Source organism: Myxococcus qinghaiensis, from assembly GCF_024198215.1.
GTDB classification, from domain to species: Bacteria; Myxococcota; Myxococcia; order Myxococcales; family Myxococcaceae; genus Myxococcus; species Myxococcus qinghaiensis.
Map to the genome: position 1 here is coordinate 64,951 of NZ_JAKCFA010000018.1, position 17,887 is coordinate 82,837.

At 68.8% G+C, this 17,887-nt stretch carries 14 protein-coding genes; 4 read left to right on the plus strand and 10 right to left on the minus strand.

Annotation, left to right across the window (positions count from 1 at the left end):
• Positions 1-159 precede the first annotated feature (159 nt).
• The 3 genes from LZ199_RS29830 to LZ199_RS29840 are packed head-to-tail and all read left to right on the plus strand — an operon-like array spanning position 160 to position 4,013.
• Entirely contained in the window at positions 160-2,064 is a 1,905-nt protein-coding gene (locus tag LZ199_RS29830) for a hypothetical protein (protein ID WP_323389948.1), read from the plus strand.
• Positions 2,061-3,395, plus strand: a complete 1,335-nt coding sequence (locus LZ199_RS29835) for a hypothetical protein (protein ID WP_253997175.1) — start codon at positions 2,061-2,063, stop codon at positions 3,393-3,395. Before LZ199_RS29830 ends, LZ199_RS29835 begins: the two co-directional genes overlap by 4 nt.
• A 45-nt stretch (positions 3,396-3,440) precedes the next feature.
• Complete coding sequence (locus LZ199_RS29840) at positions 3,441-4,013, plus strand: tRNA-uridine aminocarboxypropyltransferase (RefSeq protein ID WP_253997176.1); 573 nt, start codon at positions 3,441-3,443, stop codon at positions 4,011-4,013.
• An 88-nt stretch (positions 4,014-4,101) separates the two neighbouring features.
• On the opposite strand, the gene LZ199_RS29845 is transcribed toward LZ199_RS29840, so the two are convergent.
• The 10 genes from LZ199_RS29845 to LZ199_RS29890 all read right to left on the minus strand — a co-directional run bounded on the left by LZ199_RS29845 (position 4,102) and on the right by LZ199_RS29890 (position 16,230).
• On the minus strand, positions 4,102-5,070 hold the full coding sequence (locus tag LZ199_RS29845; RefSeq protein ID WP_253997177.1) for a tetratricopeptide repeat protein: 969 nt from the start codon (positions 5,068-5,070) through the stop codon (positions 4,102-4,104).
• Positions 5,071-5,073: 3 nt separating this feature from the next.
• A complete protein-coding gene (locus tag LZ199_RS29850; RefSeq protein ID WP_253997178.1) occupies positions 5,074-5,589 on the minus strand; it encodes a cytochrome c-type biogenesis protein in 516 nt (171 codons plus the stop codon).
• Between the two features lie 116 nt (positions 5,590-5,705).
• On the minus strand, positions 5,706-7,292 hold the full coding sequence (locus tag LZ199_RS29855; protein ID WP_253997179.1) for a hypothetical protein: 1,587 nt from the start codon (positions 7,290-7,292) through the stop codon (positions 5,706-5,708).
• On the minus strand, positions 7,289-9,388 hold the full coding sequence (locus LZ199_RS29860; protein ID WP_253997180.1) for a hypothetical protein: 2,100 nt from the start codon (positions 9,386-9,388) through the stop codon (positions 7,289-7,291). The genes LZ199_RS29855 and LZ199_RS29860 overlap by 4 nt, the downstream gene beginning before the upstream one ends.
• Positions 9,389-9,397: 9 nt before the next feature.
• Positions 9,398-9,991, minus strand: a complete 594-nt coding sequence (locus LZ199_RS29865) for a peptidoglycan-binding domain-containing protein (protein WP_253997181.1) — start codon at positions 9,989-9,991, stop codon at positions 9,398-9,400.
• Between the two features lie 246 nt (positions 9,992-10,237).
• On the minus strand, positions 10,238-13,378 hold the full coding sequence (locus LZ199_RS29870; RefSeq protein ID WP_253997182.1) for an efflux RND transporter permease subunit: 3,141 nt from the start codon (positions 13,376-13,378) through the stop codon (positions 10,238-10,240).
• Positions 13,379-13,383: 5 nt separating this feature from the next.
• Positions 13,384-14,946 (minus strand): efflux RND transporter periplasmic adaptor subunit, encoded by a 1,563-nt coding sequence (locus LZ199_RS29875; protein ID WP_253997183.1) that lies wholly within the window; start codon positions 14,944-14,946, stop codon positions 13,384-13,386.
• Positions 14,947-15,222 carry a hypothetical protein gene (locus tag LZ199_RS29880; protein ID WP_253997184.1) on the minus strand — a complete coding sequence of 92 codons (276 nt, stop codon included), beginning with the start codon at positions 15,220-15,222 and terminating at the stop codon, positions 14,947-14,949.
• 157 nt (positions 15,223-15,379) lie between these two features.
• Positions 15,380-15,682: a hypothetical protein gene (locus LZ199_RS29885; RefSeq protein WP_253997185.1), complete on the minus strand. Its 303-nt coding sequence runs from the start codon at positions 15,680-15,682 to the stop codon at positions 15,380-15,382.
• Positions 15,683-15,717: 35 nt separating this feature from the next.
• On the minus strand, positions 15,718-16,230 hold the full coding sequence (locus tag LZ199_RS29890) for a TlpA family protein disulfide reductase (protein WP_253997186.1): 513 nt from the start codon (positions 16,228-16,230) through the stop codon (positions 15,718-15,720).
• Between the two features lie 145 nt (positions 16,231-16,375).
• On the opposite strand from LZ199_RS29890, the gene LZ199_RS29895 reads away from it, so the two are divergent.
• Positions 16,376-17,842 carry a serine hydrolase gene (locus LZ199_RS29895; protein ID WP_253997187.1) on the plus strand — a complete coding sequence of 489 codons (1,467 nt, stop codon included), beginning with the start codon at positions 16,376-16,378 and terminating at the stop codon, positions 17,840-17,842.
• The last annotated feature ends 45 nt before the right edge of the window (positions 17,843-17,887 follow it).

Below are 17,887 nucleotides of genomic sequence, written 5' to 3' on the forward strand. Positions count from 1 at the left end.
ATGTCGGCGCTGGGGAACAGCGCTGTCGCGAGCCTTCCAGCAGACGATGCGCCCGAGGACGTCTCCTTCGTGGAGGCCGAAGTCGGGCCGTTGTTGCACCGCCGTCGAGCCCCGTCAGTTGTTCCGGGAGTGGTTCGCAGTGGAGGCGAAACGTCGGCCTTGCCCGTCGTCGACGTCAGGTCTGTCGCCTGTGGAGAGGTGCCCTCTGGCTGGCCGCTCCTGTCCACGGACGAGGAGGTGCTGGCGCCCTTCCTGGGGTGCACCACGCCCGCGGCCTTCCTGGCCTTGCAGCGCACGGCGGACATGCCCCAACTGGTGGCGTCCCTCTCGGATTGGAATGCGGTCCGGCTGGGCGCGCTGGGCCCGTTGGAAGTGGAGGCAGCCAACGTCCTCCTCAAGAAGCGCGTCGTCTTCCTCGCCACCGCCGCCGAGAAGTACGGCCCGGGCCAGGCGGAAGTCCTCGCTCTCTTCGTCCTCCACACGGCCTTCGACGACGAGGTGCGGGATGTGCTGCGCCTGCTGGCCGAGGACAAGCTGCTGAAGCGTGCCCTGGGGGGCATGGAGGGCGTCCACGCGGAGCTGCAGTGGAGGGGCCTGGGCTTGGAGGCCTTCCCGGAGAGGGACTTCCGCGCCAGCGACCTCGCGCGGGGGCTGGGGAATGCAGCGGATGACGTCGCCTCGTCCATTCCTCTCGTGGGTGGAAGTCGAAGCGTGGATGCCTCCTCGTTGCATCGGCAGCTGCCGCCGCCGTACCGCGAGGCGTACTGGGCGGTGGAGAAGGCGCAGTACCTGGGGGCCTTCGCGCCAGGCAACGTGGCCTTGGCGTCCTTCGACCACCTCACCTTCGGTGTGCCGCTGGGCTTCTACTCGCTGGCGGCCGGGACGGCGCAAGGCGGGGCTTCAGTCGCGAAGGGAGAGTACGAGGCGGCCACGCGGCAGTTGGCACCGGCGGCCCTCATGGTCGGCTTGTACGCGGGAGGAACGGGCGCGCGCGCCTTCCGTGAAGCCGGCTTCGCTAGGAGGGAGGGGGCACGGCTCCAGGCGACAGTGTCTCGCGTGGAAGCGCTGAAGACCGTGCTCGACAGGTTGGAGGCGCAGGCGGGCGGGAGTGCAGTGAGCGAATTGGCCCGTCACGTCCAGCAAAGCCGGGAGGCGGCGCTCCTGGTGGCGGAGTGGGGCGAGGCTGGCGCGCTGGCCCTCCACGAGGCACGAGGCAATCCGGCTCAAGCGCAGGCCACTCTGGCCGTGAGGCACGGCGAGCCCGCGAGGGCCACTCCAACAAGGGGCGGAGGAGGGAAGAGCGGCGGCGGGCCATCGCTGGCACCCGAATCGGCTGGCATCCCCGCTGAGGTGGCGGAGGCGAAGTTCCGGCAGGTGGAGGCCGAGGCCGGAGGGGCACGCCTGTCGATGGACCTGGCTGCCCTGAAGAAGCATCGCGAGGCGCTCCTGAAAACCGCGCCACCTGCTGCCGAGGTGCATCCACTCTGGTCGGACTACTTGTCCTATCTGGAGAAGCGGGCCGCCGAAATCGAGCAGGGCACGGCGTCCAAGGGACCGCTGCCATGGTCCGGCTACCAGCTCGTGCGGGACCTGTTTGCGCGGGGCCTGACCTTTGAGCGAGACATGGTCGTCCTCCTGGAGGCAGATGCGGCCCTGCCGCGGGCGCAGCGGCGCTGGTTCAAGGACTTCGAGAAGCCCCGTATCGAAACGCACGTGGGAGTGGCGAAGGCGGACCTGCGCTTCTCGGACGTGCTCGTCATCGAGGAGCTTCGTCCCGCTGTCAAATCACCCCGCGTGGAGACGTTCAGCCTCAAGAGTCGGGACCTGCGAACACTGAGAGAGGACCCCCTGACGGCGCAGATTGTTGCGGACGCGAAGGCGGCTCTGGCCTACTACGGGGAGACACTCAGCATCCGCCGGCCCGGGCTGGAGATGGAGGTGCAGGTTGGGAGGGTTCGCCTCGTCTACGAAGCCACGCTCAGGCCTGAGAACCCAAAAACAGCGAAGGCCGCTGTCGACGCCGCTCGGGAAGTCGTCCCAGAAGTAGAGGTGCTTTTCCAATGACGGTTCTGGAGTTTCAAGACTTGCCTCGGGAGGATCGCCTCCTGTTCACGTTCGACGGAGGGTTTGACCAGCAGGCTCAAACCGAGCGTGAGTTGGAGCCTCTCGTCGCTGCGCTCGAGGCTTATGCCTGCGACTGGATGCCGGATGTCGTCAATGGCAAGCGCCAACGTCGATATTCCCGGGCGGCCGTCTGGAGCGCGTTGGCGGAGCGACGCGAGGCGAGGACCTCTGCAATCGGACTCTATCGTACGTCGTGGCCTGCGTTGGATATGACGCTGAGGCTCAGGTATCCGCCGCTTCCATCGAAGCTGCACGTCTGGATCAACATCCAGCCCATTTTCTTCTTCGCCGATGCGGAACGCTGTCGCGGATTTGTCGACATGGTTCGTGTCTGGGCCACCAGATACCCCGCGACTCATGCGACGGCGCATGGCATGGCCGATGATGAATTGTCGGGTTCACCCAATTTCGGTCGTGACGATGAGACCGAACGGCGAGATGGATTCGACAAGATCTACGAGCTGTATTGGCTCAATGTCTTCGGCCCGAGTTTGGTGGAGACGGTAGGTCGCGAGAGGATGCTTTCGACTCCCGCGCACCTCGTGGAAGAACTTCCGAACGGCTCCGTCCTCTTGGTGCTGTGGCCCACCGCCGCCGACTTCGCCAGTGACGAGGCCCGCGCGGTCCAGGCCCGCGCGCACGTCCACCTGAGACCGGACCTCGACTTCGACACGGTGCTGCGCACCCTGAAAGAGCGCAGCGCCACGCTGGCTCCAGTGGAACCTCGCTATCATGCGGATCTGGCCCCGCTCCTTTCGCGACTGCCCGACACGGTCGCCATCAGCGAACGGCAGCGGAAGATCGCTGAACTCAATGCCTTCAGGCCGCCCGTGCCGGAGGAGTGGCTCCCGGCCGTGCTTCCACCCGACGTGGAAGATCTGGAGCGCGTCCTCGGTGACTACGGTGACCTGTCTGAAAGCCTCGTGGCGGCGTTGCACACCCAGGTGCCTGGCATCTTCGACGCGACGCCCGAGTCCCTCACGGACCTCGACTTCTTCTTCTGGAAGGAGAACTTCCCGGAGCGCTACGCGCGAGACCTCCTCGACGAGCACACCGTGCCGGCCTTGGGAGCCTATCTGGGCGGCATCCTGGTACGGCGGCTGAGCGGAACATGGGTGCCGCGCCAGAAGCTCGAGGAGTCCCAGGTCCGCGTCGGCACGCGCGTCTGGTTGCCCTTCCTCCGAGCTCGTCGATACATGCAGTCACACAAGACACTGCTGGACTACTCGCTCACCCAGTTCTTCCGCGAGGCGGAAAGACACCGGGGCTGAACGAGCGCTTCTCTTCGTCCTGCCCACGGAACAGGATGCGGGAGGATGTCTGTCCCCGTCTTTCGTCGGCCTCGTTGTGACCGCTGCAACCTCTCGCAGCACCTGTGCCTCTGCGCCCAGATTCCCCGCGTGGAGACGCGCACCCGCATCGTCCTGCTCCAGCACGTCGTGGAGACGTGGAAGAAGAGCAACACCGGGCGCGTCGCCGCGCTGGCCCTGTCGAACGCGAAGCTGCTCACCTACGGCGCCCAGGACGAGTCCTTCGACACCTCCGTCCTCTCCGAGCCGGGCACCTGGATGCTCTTCCCAGATGGCCCGCCGGCACCGCCAGATGCTCCCGCGCCCCGACAGCTCGTCGTGCTGGACGGGAGCTGGTCCCAGGCCCGTCGGATGTCTCAGCGCATCCCCGAGCTCCGGATGCTGCCCAGGCTGGTCCTCCCCGCGCCGGAGTCCGGAATGCTCATGCTCCGCGAGCCCACGCACCCGTCCGGGATGTCCACCCTGGACGCGATTGCCCGCGCGGTGGCGATGCTGGAAGGGCCCGAGGCCGCGGCGGAGCTGGAGCGACTGGCCGCGCTGCGGGTGCAGCGCATCGCCGAGTGCGGCACGCTCAACTGACTCCGTCGCATAGAGCCCGTCCACTCACGGGCCCGAATCCACCGCGACTTGAACCCCGCGGGCTTCCCATGAGGAAGCCCCTTGTCCTTCACGGAACCGCGGCGATCTCGGAGCGCAGCTGCGCGATGGCGGCCCCGAGCTGCGGAGGCTGCATGTTGCGCGGCACCTCGACGGAGAAGCGCTCGAAGTGCTCCAGCGCCTTGGGCTTGTCGTCGCGGCGCAGCGCCAGGCTGCCCAGGAAGATGAGCGCCTCCTGCGCGTCGGGCCACGTGTTGACCAGCTCGGTCAGCTCGGCCTCGGCGCCCTCCAGGTCTCCGCGCGTGGCGCGCAGCACGCCGCGGTGCACGCGCAGCTCGACGTGGAACGGGTCCACCGCCAGGGCCTTGGCCGTCACCGTCGCGGCCTCGTCGAACTGCTGGCGGCGGATCAACTCGTGGCTGAGCATGGACGCGGCGTCCAGGTCGAACGGGTTCGTCTCCAGCCGCGCGCGGGCCTCGGCCATCTCCGCGCCTTCCTGCTGCGCGCCCATCGTCCCGCCCTGCTGCGCCTGCGCGGGAGCCCCTGGGGGCATGCGGCCCGTGGCCTCCTGGCCATCGGTGCGCGCCTGCTGCTCGGAGACGAGCAGGTAGCCCAGCCCGCCGAAGAACAGGACGATTCCGGCGCCCCACAGCGCGCCCGACAGCTGCGGATTGCGCGCCGACCAGCCCGTGGGCGCGGGCGCCTGGTGCGTCCGGGCCTTGGGCTCACCACCGCTGGTCGCCTTGCGCTTGAGGTGCTCGTCCTTGGCGCGGAAGGCCGCGGCGGCCTCGTGCTCCAGGCGGGACTTCTCCGTGGCGTACTGCTCGGCGGCCAGGTTGTGCTTGTCGGCCTCCAGCGTGCGGAGCTGGTCGATGAGCGACTGCGCGCGCTGGCTCAGGTCATCGAGCACGCCATCCTTGGGCTCGGGCGTGGAGAGCGCGCCCTTGCGGCGCATGAAGAGCAGCCACGCGGCGGCGGCGATGAAGGCCACGGCGAGGACGATGATACCGGGCAACCAGTTGGTCGGCTGTTGCTGCATGGCTTAGCGCTCCAGCTCCCGGCGCACGGCCTGGAGGTAGGGGTCGGCGTCATCCGCCGCGGTAGAAGTGCCCGGCGTGGGCGCGGAAGGCGTGGCGGGCGTGGCCGTGGTGGCGGCCACCTGCTCGGGCGGCCCTTGCTGGACCTGTCGCCAGATGACGAACCCACCCACCATCAGGAGCGCGACGGGGCCCAGCCAGACGAACCAGTTGAAGCCCTCGGCCTTGGGCTCCAGGAGCACCCACTCGCCGTAGCGGGACACGAAGAACTCGATGACCTCCTGGTCGCTCTTCCCCTCGGAGACCAGCTCGCGGACCATGTCGAGCTGGGCGCGCGCCATGGAGGAGGGGCTGTCGGAGACGGAGAGGCCCTGGCAGACCGCGCAGCGCAGCGTCTTGCCGAGCTTCTGGACGCGGACCTCGAGTTCGGGCGCAAGGGGTTCGCTCGCTCCCTGCTGGGGCGCGAACTGGCCGGTGATGAGGCCGAATGCAAGGGTCAGGGACAGCAGGGCGGCGGTCATCGGAACTCCCGGGAGCCGTCTCTACCTAGCGCTACCGGGCCTGTGTTGGACAGCGAAACCTGAGCGCCGGACGCCCGCCCCGCCGCCTGGGCTGTAGGTGGGCATCCGTCACGGCGTCAGCGCAGCTGCTCGAAGGCCGGTCCCAGCACCGGGTCCACCGTGAGCACATACGTGTCCCGGGCCGGGTACAGCTCGAGCGGCAGGGCCACCGGATGCCGGGGCGTCATGGGCCGCTCCTGCTTCGGGCTGGAAGGACTCAGCAGGCGTCCGTCCTCCAGCAGGATGGCCCAGAACAACGTCCCCTGGCGGAGGTCCTCCGGGTGGAACCGGGCGATGGCCGCGCGAGCAGGCGCGGGGAGCTCCGCCACGGACTTCACCCGAGGTGGCGACTCCAGTCTTCCATCCGGCCGGTAGCGCACCTGCGCGAGCATGGCCCTGCGCGGATGTTTCAACGACAGGGCGAGCAGCGCGACGTTGAGCCGCCCCGCCGAGTCAATCCAGAGGCCCGGCTCCGAGCTGGGCAGCGCGCTCAACCCAGGCAGGCGGGTGCTGGCCACGCGGGTAAGCCCGCCACCGGCTCGGGTGCGCACGTGGTGCAGGTCCAACCCCTCGGAGGTGTCATCGACGAGCACCACGCTGATGGCATCACCCAGGGAGTCGGGCTGGATGGTGGCGCGCGAGGCGACGGGGCGGGCCGGAAGTCGCACGCGTCCGACTTCGCGCCCGGGCGTGACTTCCGTCGCATCCACCATGGAGTGGAAGCGCAGCAGGCGAAGCTCGCGCCCGCCCGCGGCGATGACAGGGATGAAGAGCGCTCCCGAGGCCGTCTGGAGTGGTGGCCGCACCAGGTGCTCGGGGGGCGCCTCCAGGTCGATGCGGAACGGATGCTCGGTGGTGGCGGGTGAGGCCAGCGCCATGACAGAGGCGCCGTTGCGCCAGACCACCCAGTCGACACACGGCGCGCCCTGCGTGTTGTTGGACCACGGAGCCAGGGCGTCGCTGGAGCCGGGCTCGACGGGGCCGAGGATGGTGGCAGGGCGCCACCGCACACCCCACTCGCTGTCGTCTGTCGCGTCCGCGTAGACGCCTGCCACGAGCATCGGCCGACCCTCGATGTCCTGGATCCACGTGGCCATGACGCTGCTGTGATATCCGGCGGCCACGTCGCAGCCCAGCGACGCGGGGCCCGGCGTGGACGCGACGATGTCGAACTCAACGGGCGTGGACTTCACCGTGAGGGATGGCTGCTCCAGCCGCGCCTCCAGGCGATAGCGGCCAGGGCGCGTGACGGGGAGCCACTCGTGAAGCTCCAGCACGGACTCGAGCGCCTGTCCCACGCCGAGTCGCACGCGCGGGGCGGCCTCGGGCCCGACGGCGTTGTCTGGGTTTCGCAGGGTGACTTCGCGTCCGTTGGCGCTGCGGCCCTGGGGATACTCGGGGCCTGTCAGCGTGTATGTGAGCGTGGCATCGGAGTTGCGGAAGGGGTCCGCCAGCTCCACCGGCGCGGTGCCTTCGTTGCGCAGGGTGAGGCGCAGGCTGCGGTCCTCGATGGCGGTGAAGCGCTCCTTGGACAGCTTGAACTGGATGCGCACGGAGGAACCTCCGGAGGGAGTGCTCGGCGTGCCCGCGGCGGGGCGGGGCGGTGTGCTCGTGAGCGTCATCGACACGAGGACCATGTGGCAGGAAAGGAGAATCGGGCTCATGGCCGGGCGTTCCGACTTCCGATGCTGCTCAGCGCTTGTTTGTTCCAGCCCCGCAGTCGTAGCAGGCACATGCCACAGAACCTTCGCTCCACTGAAAAGTCGTAGCCCATCAGACAGTCAGTCCCGTCCTGGTCATGTTGTTCCACCATGGCGCCCGTGGGCACGCGGTGGATGGGGAAGGGGGCATGGGGCAGGAAGAGTTGATGGCCGACCTCATGGGCAATGGTCTGCACGAGCGAGTTGGCCCCGCCGCTGTAGTTCCTCGCGGTACCGCACTGCACGACGGCGCAGCGGGCGCGGTCCTGCGAGGGAAACTCCTGGGAGAATCCATTGACTCGGCTGCCCCCGGGTTCTGTCTCCAGGTTGTAGAGGCCGTCGAACTGCAAGAGCACGATGCCAGGCGTGTCACCGGTGGGCTCGTCGAAGGCCATGACCAGGATGCTCTTCGCCCAGTCCTTACAGAGACGATGGTACGCGTGTTCCTTGTTGTCCGTGCTCGCGATTGCGCCGGGCAGCAGCCAACGAGACACCAGCGTGCGACTTCCGCCGCGCTGCCGCTTCACTTCGTCGAGAAAGTTCGGGTACGTGCGAAATGTGAGGGCATGCGGACCCGCGGCGTATTGGTCCACGGTGGGGTCGATGGCGGCGCGGACCTCCGGCGACATGGCGGCGACGGCCCGGGCGATTCGTGCGTTGTAGGTGAGTGCGTCCATCGCGGTGACGCCACCGCTGCGGTCTTCCAGTCGGAGGAAGGCCCGGGCGAAGCGCTGTTGGACATCGCTCAAGCTGACGCCTGCGACACTCGGGTGTTTGCGCAGGACACGGGCGATGTGGACCTCGCGCCAGGACTCGAAGACACCGGTGCGGGCTCGCACGGCGGCGGGGAGGGGCGCGTCGTCCTCCACGTCCAGGACGACACCGCCATCCTTCCGCTTGTCGTAGGCAAGCTGCACCGTCACGCGCCACGCATCTCCGGCGATGCGCGAGGGCTGGAACAGCACGCCCGTGCGTCCCGCGAAGGCGCCGCTCGTCCACGGCAGGCTGTACGCCGCCCACTTGCGCTTCGTGCACGGGACGACGCGGAAGGGGAACTCGCCGTCCTGGGGCTCGGGGCGGGGTGTGTAACCGGTCTGCCTTGGAAACACCGTGGCGCTGGGTTGGCCTCGCTTGCCGCCGACGTCGCGGTGCGCGTTGTCGCCCTTGGGGCGCGATGTCTGGCATTGGCGCGCCAGCGCGTGCTCCAGGTAGGCGCGGGCCAGGGGCGAGTGCGAGGTGAGGTCCTCGGCCTCATCTTCCCAGTCCCAGAGGAAGCGCACCTTTCCGAGCGCGCGGGGGGCATCGACGCGACGGTTCTGTGAATCCTTGAGCCATGCGCGCGCGAAGATGGGGACGTCGGGCCCCATGCCCCAGGCGCGGCGGTACTGCTGGAAGTCGGTGTCGTCTCCCATCTCCGCGCTGCGCGTCTTGAAGAGGTTGCTGACGAGGCGTATCTCGGCGCGCTCCGCTTCGGCGGGAAGCCGTCCGAGCGCGGTGGCCACGTCGCGGTCTCTCTTGCGTGAGAGCACGCGGGAGTCGCCCAGCTCCAGCTCAATCCCATCCACCAGGACATGGAAGTACGTCCAGGCGACGGGGCACTCCGCGAGGCCCGAGCCCTGGAGCGTCAGCTTGAGCTTGTAGGGCGAGTGCTCCACGGTGACGACGCCGTCGGGAAAGGCCTCGCACGCGGTGACGGTGCCGTCCCAGGGCAGGCGGTGCTCGCCGCCCGTGAGCTCCTCGGCGGACAAGTCCCGGGTCCACAGGGACTTCTTCGCGTGGCGGGTGAACAACTCCAGTCGACCGACGCGCACGAGGTTGGCGTCGTTGGAGAGCTGGTACGTCAGCTCCGCGGGCTCTACTTCGGGCACGAAGTGGAAGTCATCTTCGGGAGCCTCGGAGGTGTTCGAAGGAAGCCCCGGGCGGTGGAAGCGCGACGTCGCGCCACCGGGGATGGAGAGCCGGAAGTCCGTGACGCTGAAGCTGGCGAGACGAAGCCGGTTGCGATTGCGTCCACTGGGAGGCGTGAGCGCGACATGGGCCGAGAGTGCGAGGCGTGCCATGGCGGGGGCTCAGGTGTCGTGGCGGCGAATCAGCTCGCGTTGCACGTCTGCGAGCTGCCCTGTCTCTGTCAGTCCATGGTGGCGCTGGAAGGCGCGCACCGCGGCGCGAGTGCGGGGGCCGGGAGCGCCGCGCTCGCCTTCGATGAGGAAGCCCAGGTTGTGCAAGCGCTCCTGGGCCGCCGTCATCGCATCCGCGTCGAACGTCGCGGGGGACTCCAGGTGCAGCGCCCAACTCAGCAGGTCGGGCGGGGACTCCGCTGGGGAGTGCGTGTCCATGAAGTCACTCGCGTGGATGGACGGGGGATAGCGCGGGGGCTGGCCGGGCCGGGTCGCCGCCGGAGTTGGTGGCTCATCGGGGCCAGGGGCAGGTGGAGGCAGGTGCAACAGCAGCTCGCCGGCGGCGAGCCCGGGGACCTCGTGCGAGATCGAGCCGTCGGGCGCAGTCGTGCCGCAGTGCTCGGTGCGTCCCACCCGGAGGACGTATTCGCGTCCCGCGTAGGGCCTCTCCCTCGGGTCCAACAGGATGATGTGCAGGCGCCGTTGCTTCAGCGTGAAGGTGCTCGTGTTGCCTGTCCGGATCGGTGCCGTCCTCGGACTGACCATGCCGCGTCCCCCGTGCTTCGACTCGCCCAGGTGCCGTCACCGTGATGCCGTTGTCGCCAAAATAAGCGCAGTGCACCTGAACCCGGAATCACGTGAGACTGAGGAATCCACAATTCTGTCGGTTGGGTGAAACCCGCCGTACCTGGCAGGTCATGGAGGTGACGTGCCCATGGCCCGGTGGGTAGGGCGAGTGATCGCTGTTCGACGGGATGGCTGCCCGGAGGAGGACGTGCCCGAGCAGGTAGGTCAGCTCGCCGCTGCCTTGCTGGCGGTGGAAGGCGCCGCGTCGGTTGGGGGGAGCGCTTCTTCTTGAGGCCGAGGGGGCTGTTGCCGTCCAGCGCCAAACACGGCGTAGAGGACAGGGAGGACGACGAGGGTGAGGAGGGTGGAGGAGAGGATGCCGCCGATGACCACGGTGGCGAGAGGGCGTTGGACTTCCGCGCCCACACCCGTGTTGAGCGCCATGGGCAGGAACCCGATGGCGGCCACGGCGGCCGTCATCAATACGGGCCGCAGGCGGGAGAGGGCCGCTTCCCGGAGGGCCTCTGTCAGCGCGTGGCCTTCCGCGAGCAATGCCCGCACGCGCGAGACGAGCACCATGTCTCCCAGCACCGAGACACCGGACAGGGCGATGAAGCCCACGGCGGCGGAGATGGAGAAGGGCATGCCCCGCAGCAGGAGCGCGAGCACGCCGCCCACCATCGCGAACGGCACGCCCGCGAAGATGCGCACCGCATCCAGGACGCGCCGATATGTGAGGTAGAGCAGGAAGAAGATGAGGGCCAGCGCCATTGGCACGACGATGAGCAGCCGCGCCTGGGCGCGCTCCAGGTGCTCGAACTGTCCGCCGAAGCGCACGTAGTAGCCGGAGGGGAGCTCCAGCTTTTCATCCAGGGTCCGGCGCAGCTCCCCGACGAAGCCGCCGAGGTCCCTATCGCGCACGTTGGCCTGGACGACGATGCGACGCTTGCCCCCCTCACGCTGGAGCGTGGTGGGACCGGACACCTCGCGGATGCGGGCCAGCTGGCCCAGCGGCACGCGGGCTCCACTGGGAGCCGTCACCGGTATCGTGGCCAGCATCGCCGGGTCGCTCCGATACTCCTCGGAGAGCCGCACGGCCAGGTCGAAGCGCCGCTCGCCCTCGCGCACCTCGCCCACGGTGCGGGTGCCCACCGCCTCCACCACGTCGAGCACCGCGCGAGCGGAGATGCCGTGACGAGCCACCGCCTCCCGGTCCACCGTCACCTCCAGCACGGGCTGCCCGGTGAGCTGCTCCACGGTGACTTCGGTGGCACCTGGGAGCGCCTTGACCAGGCCCTCCAGTTCACGGGCCTTGGCCTTCAAGATGTCCAGGTCGTCTCCGAAGAGCTTGATGCCCACGTCGCCGCGCACGCCGGCGATCATCTCGTTGACGCGCATCTCAATGGGCTGGAGGAAGGCCATTCGCATGCCGGGCAGGTCCGCCAGCTCCGCGCGCATCTCGGCCACCAGCTCGTCCTGCGACGTGGCGCGCTTCCAACGCTCTCGTGGCGTCAGGGTGATGAAGACGTCGGACAGCTCGATGCCCATCGGGTCGGTGGCCACCTCCGCCGTGCCGGTGCGCGTCCACACACGGCGCACCTCGTCGGGGAAGCGGGTGAGGAGCACCTTCTCAATCTGGGTGCCGTAGCGGACGGACTCGGTGAGTGACACCTCGGCCAGCCGCACGGTGTTGATGACGAGCGCGCCTTCGGACAGCCGTGGCACGAACTCGCTGCCAAGCCGCGTCGCCGCGGTGAGCGCTCCGACGACGAGCACGCCCGCGCCGATGAGGACCGCCCGGGGATGCGCCAGGGCCCGGTCCAGGACGGGGCGGTAGCAGCGCTTGAGGAAGGAGACGAGGCGCGGCTCGCGGGCGTGCCCTCCACCGCGCTTCAGCGCGAAGGACGCGAGCACCGGCATCAGCGTCAGGGAGAGCAGCGCGCTGCCCAAGAGGGCGAAGATGACGGTGAGCGCCATGGGGCGGAACAGCTTGCCCTCCACGCCCTCCAGCGCGAGCAGGGGCAGGTACACCACCAGGATGATGAGCTCACCGAAGAGGGTGGGGCCGCGCACCTCGACGGCGGCGTCGCGTACCACTTCGAGGAGGGAACGGCTCCGCTTGGCCTCGGCGAGTCTCCGCTCCGCGTTCTCCACGAGGATGACGGACGAGTCGACGACGAGCCCGAAGTCGATGGCGCCCAGGGACATGAGGGTGCCGGCGATGCCGAAGCTCAGCATCGCGTTGAAGGCGAACATCAGGGACAGCGGAATGGCCGCCGCGACGATGAGCCCCGCGCGCCAGTTGCCCAGGAAGCAGAAGAGCACGGCGATGACGAGCAGCGCGCCCTCCATGAGGTTCGTGCGCACGGTGCGCAGCACGTGGTCCACCAGCTCGGTGCGCTCGTAGACGGGCTCCACGGAGACGTCCTGGGGCAGGGAGCGCTTCACCTCTTCGAGCCGCCGCGCCAACGCCTGCGTCACCGTGTGGGAGTTCTCACCCACGAGCATGAAGCCCAGGCCCAGGACGGCCTCGCCTTCACCATCGGCGGTGGTGGCACCCCGACGGATTTCGTGGCCCACCTCCACGCGAGCGACATCCCGGATGCGCACCGGCACACCCTCACGCGCGGCGACGACGACATCCTCCACGCCCTTGCCGCTCTCCAGGATTCCAACGCCGAGGACGAGGCTCGCCGAGCCCCCGCGCTCCACCACACCGCCACCCACGTTCGCGTTGTTCTCCTCCAACGCCCGGTAGACGTCCTGGAGCGAGAGGTTGAACTGTCGCAGGCGACGCGGCTCCACCACGACGTGCCACTGCTTCTCCTCGCCGCCCCAGGCGTTCACCTCTGCGACGCCGGGCACGCCGCGCAGCCGGGGCGCGATGACCGCGTCGTGCAGCGTGCGCAGCTCCTCCAGGCTCTTCGTGCGGCTCTTGACCAGGTAGTGGAAGACCTCGCCCAGGCCCGTGGCCACGGGGCCCAGCGTGGGGCGCTCGATGCCCGGGGGAATCTCCACCCGGCCAAGCCGCTCGGCGACCTGTTGTCGGGCGAACCACAAGTCGGTGCCGTCGTTGAACTGGAGCGTCACCTGGGACAGGCCGAACTTGGAGATGGAGCGCAGCTCCCCGAGGCGCGGCAGGCCCGCGAGGGATTGTTCGATGGGGATGGTGAGCTGCCGCTCCACCTCGATGGGCGTGAGCGCCGGAGCCACGGTGTTCACCTGCACCTGCGTGGGCGTCGTGTCTGGGATTGCGTCGATGGGCAGCGCGCGGAAGGACAAGAGCCCCGAGACGACGAGCACCAGGGTGCCGATGAGGACGGCCCCGCGGTGCGCCAGTGACCAGTCGATGACTCGCGTCAGCATGGTGGCTACTGGCCCTCGGAACTCTCGCAGCAGCCCGCGCCGATGGACCCCTTGAGAATCTCCGTCTTGAGGAGGAAGGCGCCCGTGGTGACGATCTCCTGGCCCTCGGAGAGTCCCTTCACCACCTCCACCAGCTCGAGCGTCCTGGCGCCCAGCTCCACCGCGACGGGCTCATAGAGGCCCGCGCCCTTCTTCACGAAGACGAGCGTGCGGCCCTCCGCGCGCTGGATGGCCTCGCGAGGCACGAGCAACGCCGGGTGCTCGGCGGCCACCTGCACCCGGGCTCGGAGGAAGAGCCCCGCCTTGAGGGCGCCCCCGGGATTGGGCAGCTCCACGCGGGCGCGCACCGTGCGCGTGGCCGGGTCCACGGAGGCGCCCACGCGGGTGAGGGTGGCCTGGCGTGTCTGTCCTGGCATGCTCTCGAAGGAGAGGGTGACGGGCTGGCCCGCGCGCACCTGGCTGGCGTCCGCCTCGGGCACCTCCAACAAGGCCCACAGGGTGCTCAGGTCGGCGACCTCGAGGAGCGTCTGGCCCGCGCCCACCAGTCGTCCAGGGACGGCATCGCGGCTCACCACGGTGCCGGCGAACGGCGCGTTCAGCACGTGGATGCCTTCCTGCCCACGGGGGGAGGCTCCTGAAGCGACGAGAGAGACGGCGGCCGCGGCGCTTTCGGTCTCGGCGGCGACGAGGTCCGCCCGGGCCTGCTCCAGGTGCTTGCGCGCACTGATGCCGTCTGTGACGAGCGCCTGCTGGCGCATGAGCGCGGCCCTCGCGGCCTGGATCCGTGCTTGGGCGGAGACGAGCCGCCCCTGGTTCTCGGCCACCTCGCCGGACGTCACCACCACGAGCGGCTGCCCGGCCTCCACCTCGTCGCCGACGTCCGCTCGGACTTCGGCGATGCGTGCGTCGCCGCGAGTCGAGAGCTGGGCCCGTCGGTTGTTGTTGAAGTCGAGCTTTCCGACGACCTCCAGCGTGGGCGCGAAGGGCCGCTTCTCCACGCGACGGGTCTGGATGCCCGCCTCTCGCGCGGTCTCGTCCGAGGCGAGGCGAACGCGCGTGCCCGGCTCGGGAAAGACGGGAGGCGCCGCGCCCGCGGCCTTCACCAGGTCCGGGTGGCAATACGGACAGACGGACTCAGGGACGCCGTGCTCCCGGCAGTAGTCACCGGCCTCGATGAACTTCGCGACGAGGGTTGGATTGCACTTCGTGCACTTCGACTCGGGGACCGCGTGCTCCTTGCACCAGTCCTTCGGCGCGGCGGCCTGAGCGGTGAAAGTGAGGTTCGGGTTGCATTGGAAGCACTGTGACTCCGGCACTCCGTGTGCCGAGCACCAGTCGTCTTGCGACTTGAAGACGTCGATGAGGTCCGGGTTGCACCGGGTGCACAGCTCGGCGGGCACCTTGTGTTCACACAGGGGGACGTGCCGGACGGGCGTGGAAGCGCCTCCCGCGACGGTCCGCGCCGGGGAGGGCTGCTCCGCCACGACGGGTGGGGACTCCTTCGAGCAGCTCGCCGTGCTCGCGCAGAGCAGGGCGCACAGCAGCGGACCGACGCGGGAGGTGGACATCTACTTGACGCCCTTCTTGGCGAGGTCGGGGTGGCAGAGGGAGCACTGGGACTCGGGGCGCTCGTGCTCCGCGCACCAGTCGCCCTTGGCCTTGAAGACAGCGGCGAGCTTCGGGTTGCAGCGCGTGCACAGGGACTTCTGCACGCCGTGCTCACACCGGGGCTTCTCGGCCTCGGCGGTTTGCGACTTCTCGGGGGCCTTGGGGGCTTCTTCGGCCAGGGCAGGGGAGACGGTGAGCAGCGCGACGAGCACGAACAGGGGGTGCATTGAACGCATGAAAAGGCTCCAGCCGGGGCGTTCGCCCACGGCGCGGTGTTCCCGAGCGATTGAGCGCGGGAGGGATGGACGGACAGGGCTTCAGCCGACGAGCACGCGCGTGTGGCCGCGCGCCCTGAGGCATGCGGAGGGCACACGTCTCCCGTGAAGGGAGGCGTCAGGCTCTGGGCGGCTGGAAGATGTCGGCGGCCAGCCCGGAGAGGACCGGCTCGTCCACGCGGCCAGGAACGGGGAGCGGAGCGGGCACGGCGGCGAGGTCCTGCATGAAGGGAACCGGCGCCGGAGTGGCCCTCAGCGGACAGCATGGACACAGGACGCAACTGGGAGCGCAGTCGGTGCACTCGTCGTCCTCTTCCTCCGCGCAGTCGGCGTGCGTGTCCGAGGCGAAGGCCAGCGTCTGAAAGACGCCGCCCGTCATCAGGACCAGGAGCACGGCCAGGAATCGCAGGAGGAACCGCATCCACCCGCTGGCTTAGCCAGGACGGAGGGTCTGAGTCAATTCGCCGAGCCGGAGGCACGGCCCTCGGGAGGGAGCATCAGCTTCTCCAGGAGGCGCCGCATGGCCCGGGAGTCCCAGTCACGAGGGCCCGGGAAGCGGGCGACCAGCCGGCCTTCGACGATGAGGAGGCTGGTCGGGAGCAGCTCCACCCCGAATGAATGGGCGACCTGCTTGCCTGGGTCCAGCCGCACGCGCAGCTCGGGAGGCGGAGGGCCCTCGAAGAACGACTCCACGGCGGCGAGGTCCGTGTCGTGGCTGAAGACGACGACCTGGAGTCCCTTGGGAGGTGCCTCGGCCAGGGCTTGGAGCTGCGGTGTCTCCCTGCGGCAGGGCGGGCACCAGGACGCCCAGAACACCACCAGCAGTGCCCGTGCGTCCGGTGCGTCCTCGAGGGCCGGCGCGGCGCCTTCGACGCGGACGTAGCTGGGAGGTGGCTCGCTCCGGCAGGCCCAGGCCATCATGGCGAGCACACAGAGCGCCAGCGCCTGCCAGGGGGGATGGTTGCGCATCACGACGGAAGGTAGCGCGGGCCTGGGGCCCATGCCACGTCGGCACGCAATTGAAGTCGTCCCTGTTCGTGCCTGGGGGTGGATGTGGGTCTGGACCGACCAGTCCGGTCGGTGCTGGCGGTTCGAGTTTTCGAGGGAGCCCTGAATGAAGCGTGGATGGATGGATGTTGGAGTCGTCGCGGGACTGGCGCTGTTGCTCGCGGTGTCGTCGGCGGGGGCGGCGAGTCGGAAGGACTCGATTGATCGCCTGGCGGCGAAGTACACCGAGCTGAAGCAGTTCAACGGAGCGCTGCTGGTCGCCGACGAGAAGGGCATCATCCTCAAGAAGGGGTATGGCCAGGCGAACTTCGAGTGGCAGATACCGGTGACGCCGGACACGAAGTTCCGCATCGGCTCCGTCACCAAGCAGTTCACCGCCGTCCTCATCCTGAAGCTCGTGGAAGAGGGCAAGGTGGGGCTCGAGGACCCGATCACGAAGCACCTGCCGGACTACCGCAAGGACACGGGCGCGCGCATCACGGTGACGCACCTGCTGAACCACACGTCGGGCATCCCCAGCTACACGTCGCGGCCGGACTTCGGTGAGAAGGTCTCCCGCAATCCGTACAAGGTGGCGGACTTCGTGAAGCAGTTCGCCAGTGGCGACCTGGAGTTCGAGCCGGGGTCCAAGTACGAGTACAACAACTCGGGTTACTTCCTCCTGGGCGCCATCATCGAGAAGGTGACGGGCAAGACCTACGCGCAGGTGCTGCGCGAGCGCATCTTCGAGCCGCTGGGGATGAAGAACACGGGCTACGACGTGTCGGAGACGCTGCTGGCGAAGCGCGCGAGCGGCTACGAGCGCAACCCGGATGGGTTCGTGAATGCGGCGTACCTGGACATGGGCCTGCCGTACGCGGCCGGGTCGATGTACTCGACGGTGGAGGACCTCTACCTGTGGGACCGCGCGCTCCACGGGGACAAGGTGCTGCCGGCGGCGCTGAAGCAGAAGATGTTCACCCCGGGGCTGGGCGACTACGGCTTCGGTTGGAACCTGGAGCCGACCCAGCTGGATGACGGGAAGACGAAGGTCGCGACCACGAGCCACGGCGGCGGCATCAACGGCTTCAGCGCGTTTCTGATGCGCGTGCCGGAGAAGAAGGAGGTCGTCATCGTCCTGAGCAACGTGGGGCGCGGAGTGCGGGCGCGCAGCCTGGCCGCGGGAGTCCTGAGCGTCCTGCACGGTGTCACGCCCCAGACGCCGCTGAAGCCGATTGGCGAGGTGGTGTGGGAGTCGCTCTCCAAGGGAACCGCCACGGACGCCATCACCCAGTACAAGGCGGTCAAGGCGAAGAAGCCCACCGAGTACTTCTTCGGTGCGGGAGAGCTCAACAGCGTCGGCTATCGACTGATGCAGGGGGGGCGTCTGCCGGAGGCCATTGAGATCTTCAAGTTCAACGTGGAGCTGTTCCCGCAGGATGGGAACGTCCATGACAGCCTGGGCGAGGCGTATCTGGCCCACGGCGACAAGGTCCAGGCCGTGACGAGCTATCGCCGCTCGCTGGAGCTGGACCCCACGAACACGAACGCGGAGAAGGTGCTCAAGCAGCTCGAGCAGCCCGCGGCGAAGTAGCGCTGACGCAGAGACTCCCGCAGGGCCTGGTGGGCTCCGCGGGAG

What these genes read in the sequence shown, in the direction of transcription:
- LZ199_RS29870 (WP_253997182.1), bottom strand. Translation starts at nt 13,378, where the DNA reads ATGCTGACGCGAGTCATCGACTGGTCACTGGCGCACCGCGGGGCCGTC.
- LZ199_RS29840 (WP_253997176.1), top strand. Translation starts at nt 3,441, where the DNA reads ATGTCTGTCCCCGTCTTTCGTCGGCCTCGTTGTGACCGCTGCAACCTC.
- LZ199_RS29850 (WP_253997178.1), bottom strand. Translation starts at nt 5,589, where the DNA reads ATGACCGCCGCCCTGCTGTCCCTGACCCTTGCATTCGGCCTCATCACC.
- LZ199_RS29835 (WP_253997175.1), top strand. Translation starts at nt 2,061, where the DNA reads ATGACGGTTCTGGAGTTTCAAGACTTGCCTCGGGAGGATCGCCTCCTG.
- LZ199_RS29880 (WP_253997184.1), bottom strand. Translation starts at nt 15,222, where the DNA reads ATGCGTTCAATGCACCCCCTGTTCGTGCTCGTCGCGCTGCTCACCGTC.
- LZ199_RS29885 (WP_253997185.1), bottom strand. Translation starts at nt 15,682, where the DNA reads ATGCGGTTCCTCCTGCGATTCCTGGCCGTGCTCCTGGTCCTGATGACG.
- LZ199_RS29845 (WP_253997177.1), bottom strand. Translation starts at nt 5,070, where the DNA reads ATGCAGCAACAGCCGACCAACTGGTTGCCCGGTATCATCGTCCTCGCC.
- LZ199_RS29890 (WP_253997186.1), bottom strand. Translation starts at nt 16,230, where the DNA reads ATGCGCAACCATCCCCCCTGGCAGGCGCTGGCGCTCTGTGTGCTCGCC.
- LZ199_RS29860 (WP_253997180.1), bottom strand. Translation starts at nt 9,388, where the DNA reads ATGGCACGCCTCGCACTCTCGGCCCATGTCGCGCTCACGCCTCCCAGT.
- LZ199_RS29875 (WP_253997183.1), bottom strand. Translation starts at nt 14,946, where the DNA reads ATGTCCACCTCCCGCGTCGGTCCGCTGCTGTGCGCCCTGCTCTGCGCG.
- LZ199_RS29895 (WP_253997187.1), top strand. Translation starts at nt 16,376, where the DNA reads ATGAAGCGTGGATGGATGGATGTTGGAGTCGTCGCGGGACTGGCGCTG.
- LZ199_RS29855 (WP_253997179.1), bottom strand. Translation starts at nt 7,292, where the DNA reads ATGAGCCCGATTCTCCTTTCCTGCCACATGGTCCTCGTGTCGATGACG.
- LZ199_RS29865 (WP_253997181.1), bottom strand. Translation starts at nt 9,991, where the DNA reads ATGGTCAGTCCGAGGACGGCACCGATCCGGACAGGCAACACGAGCACC.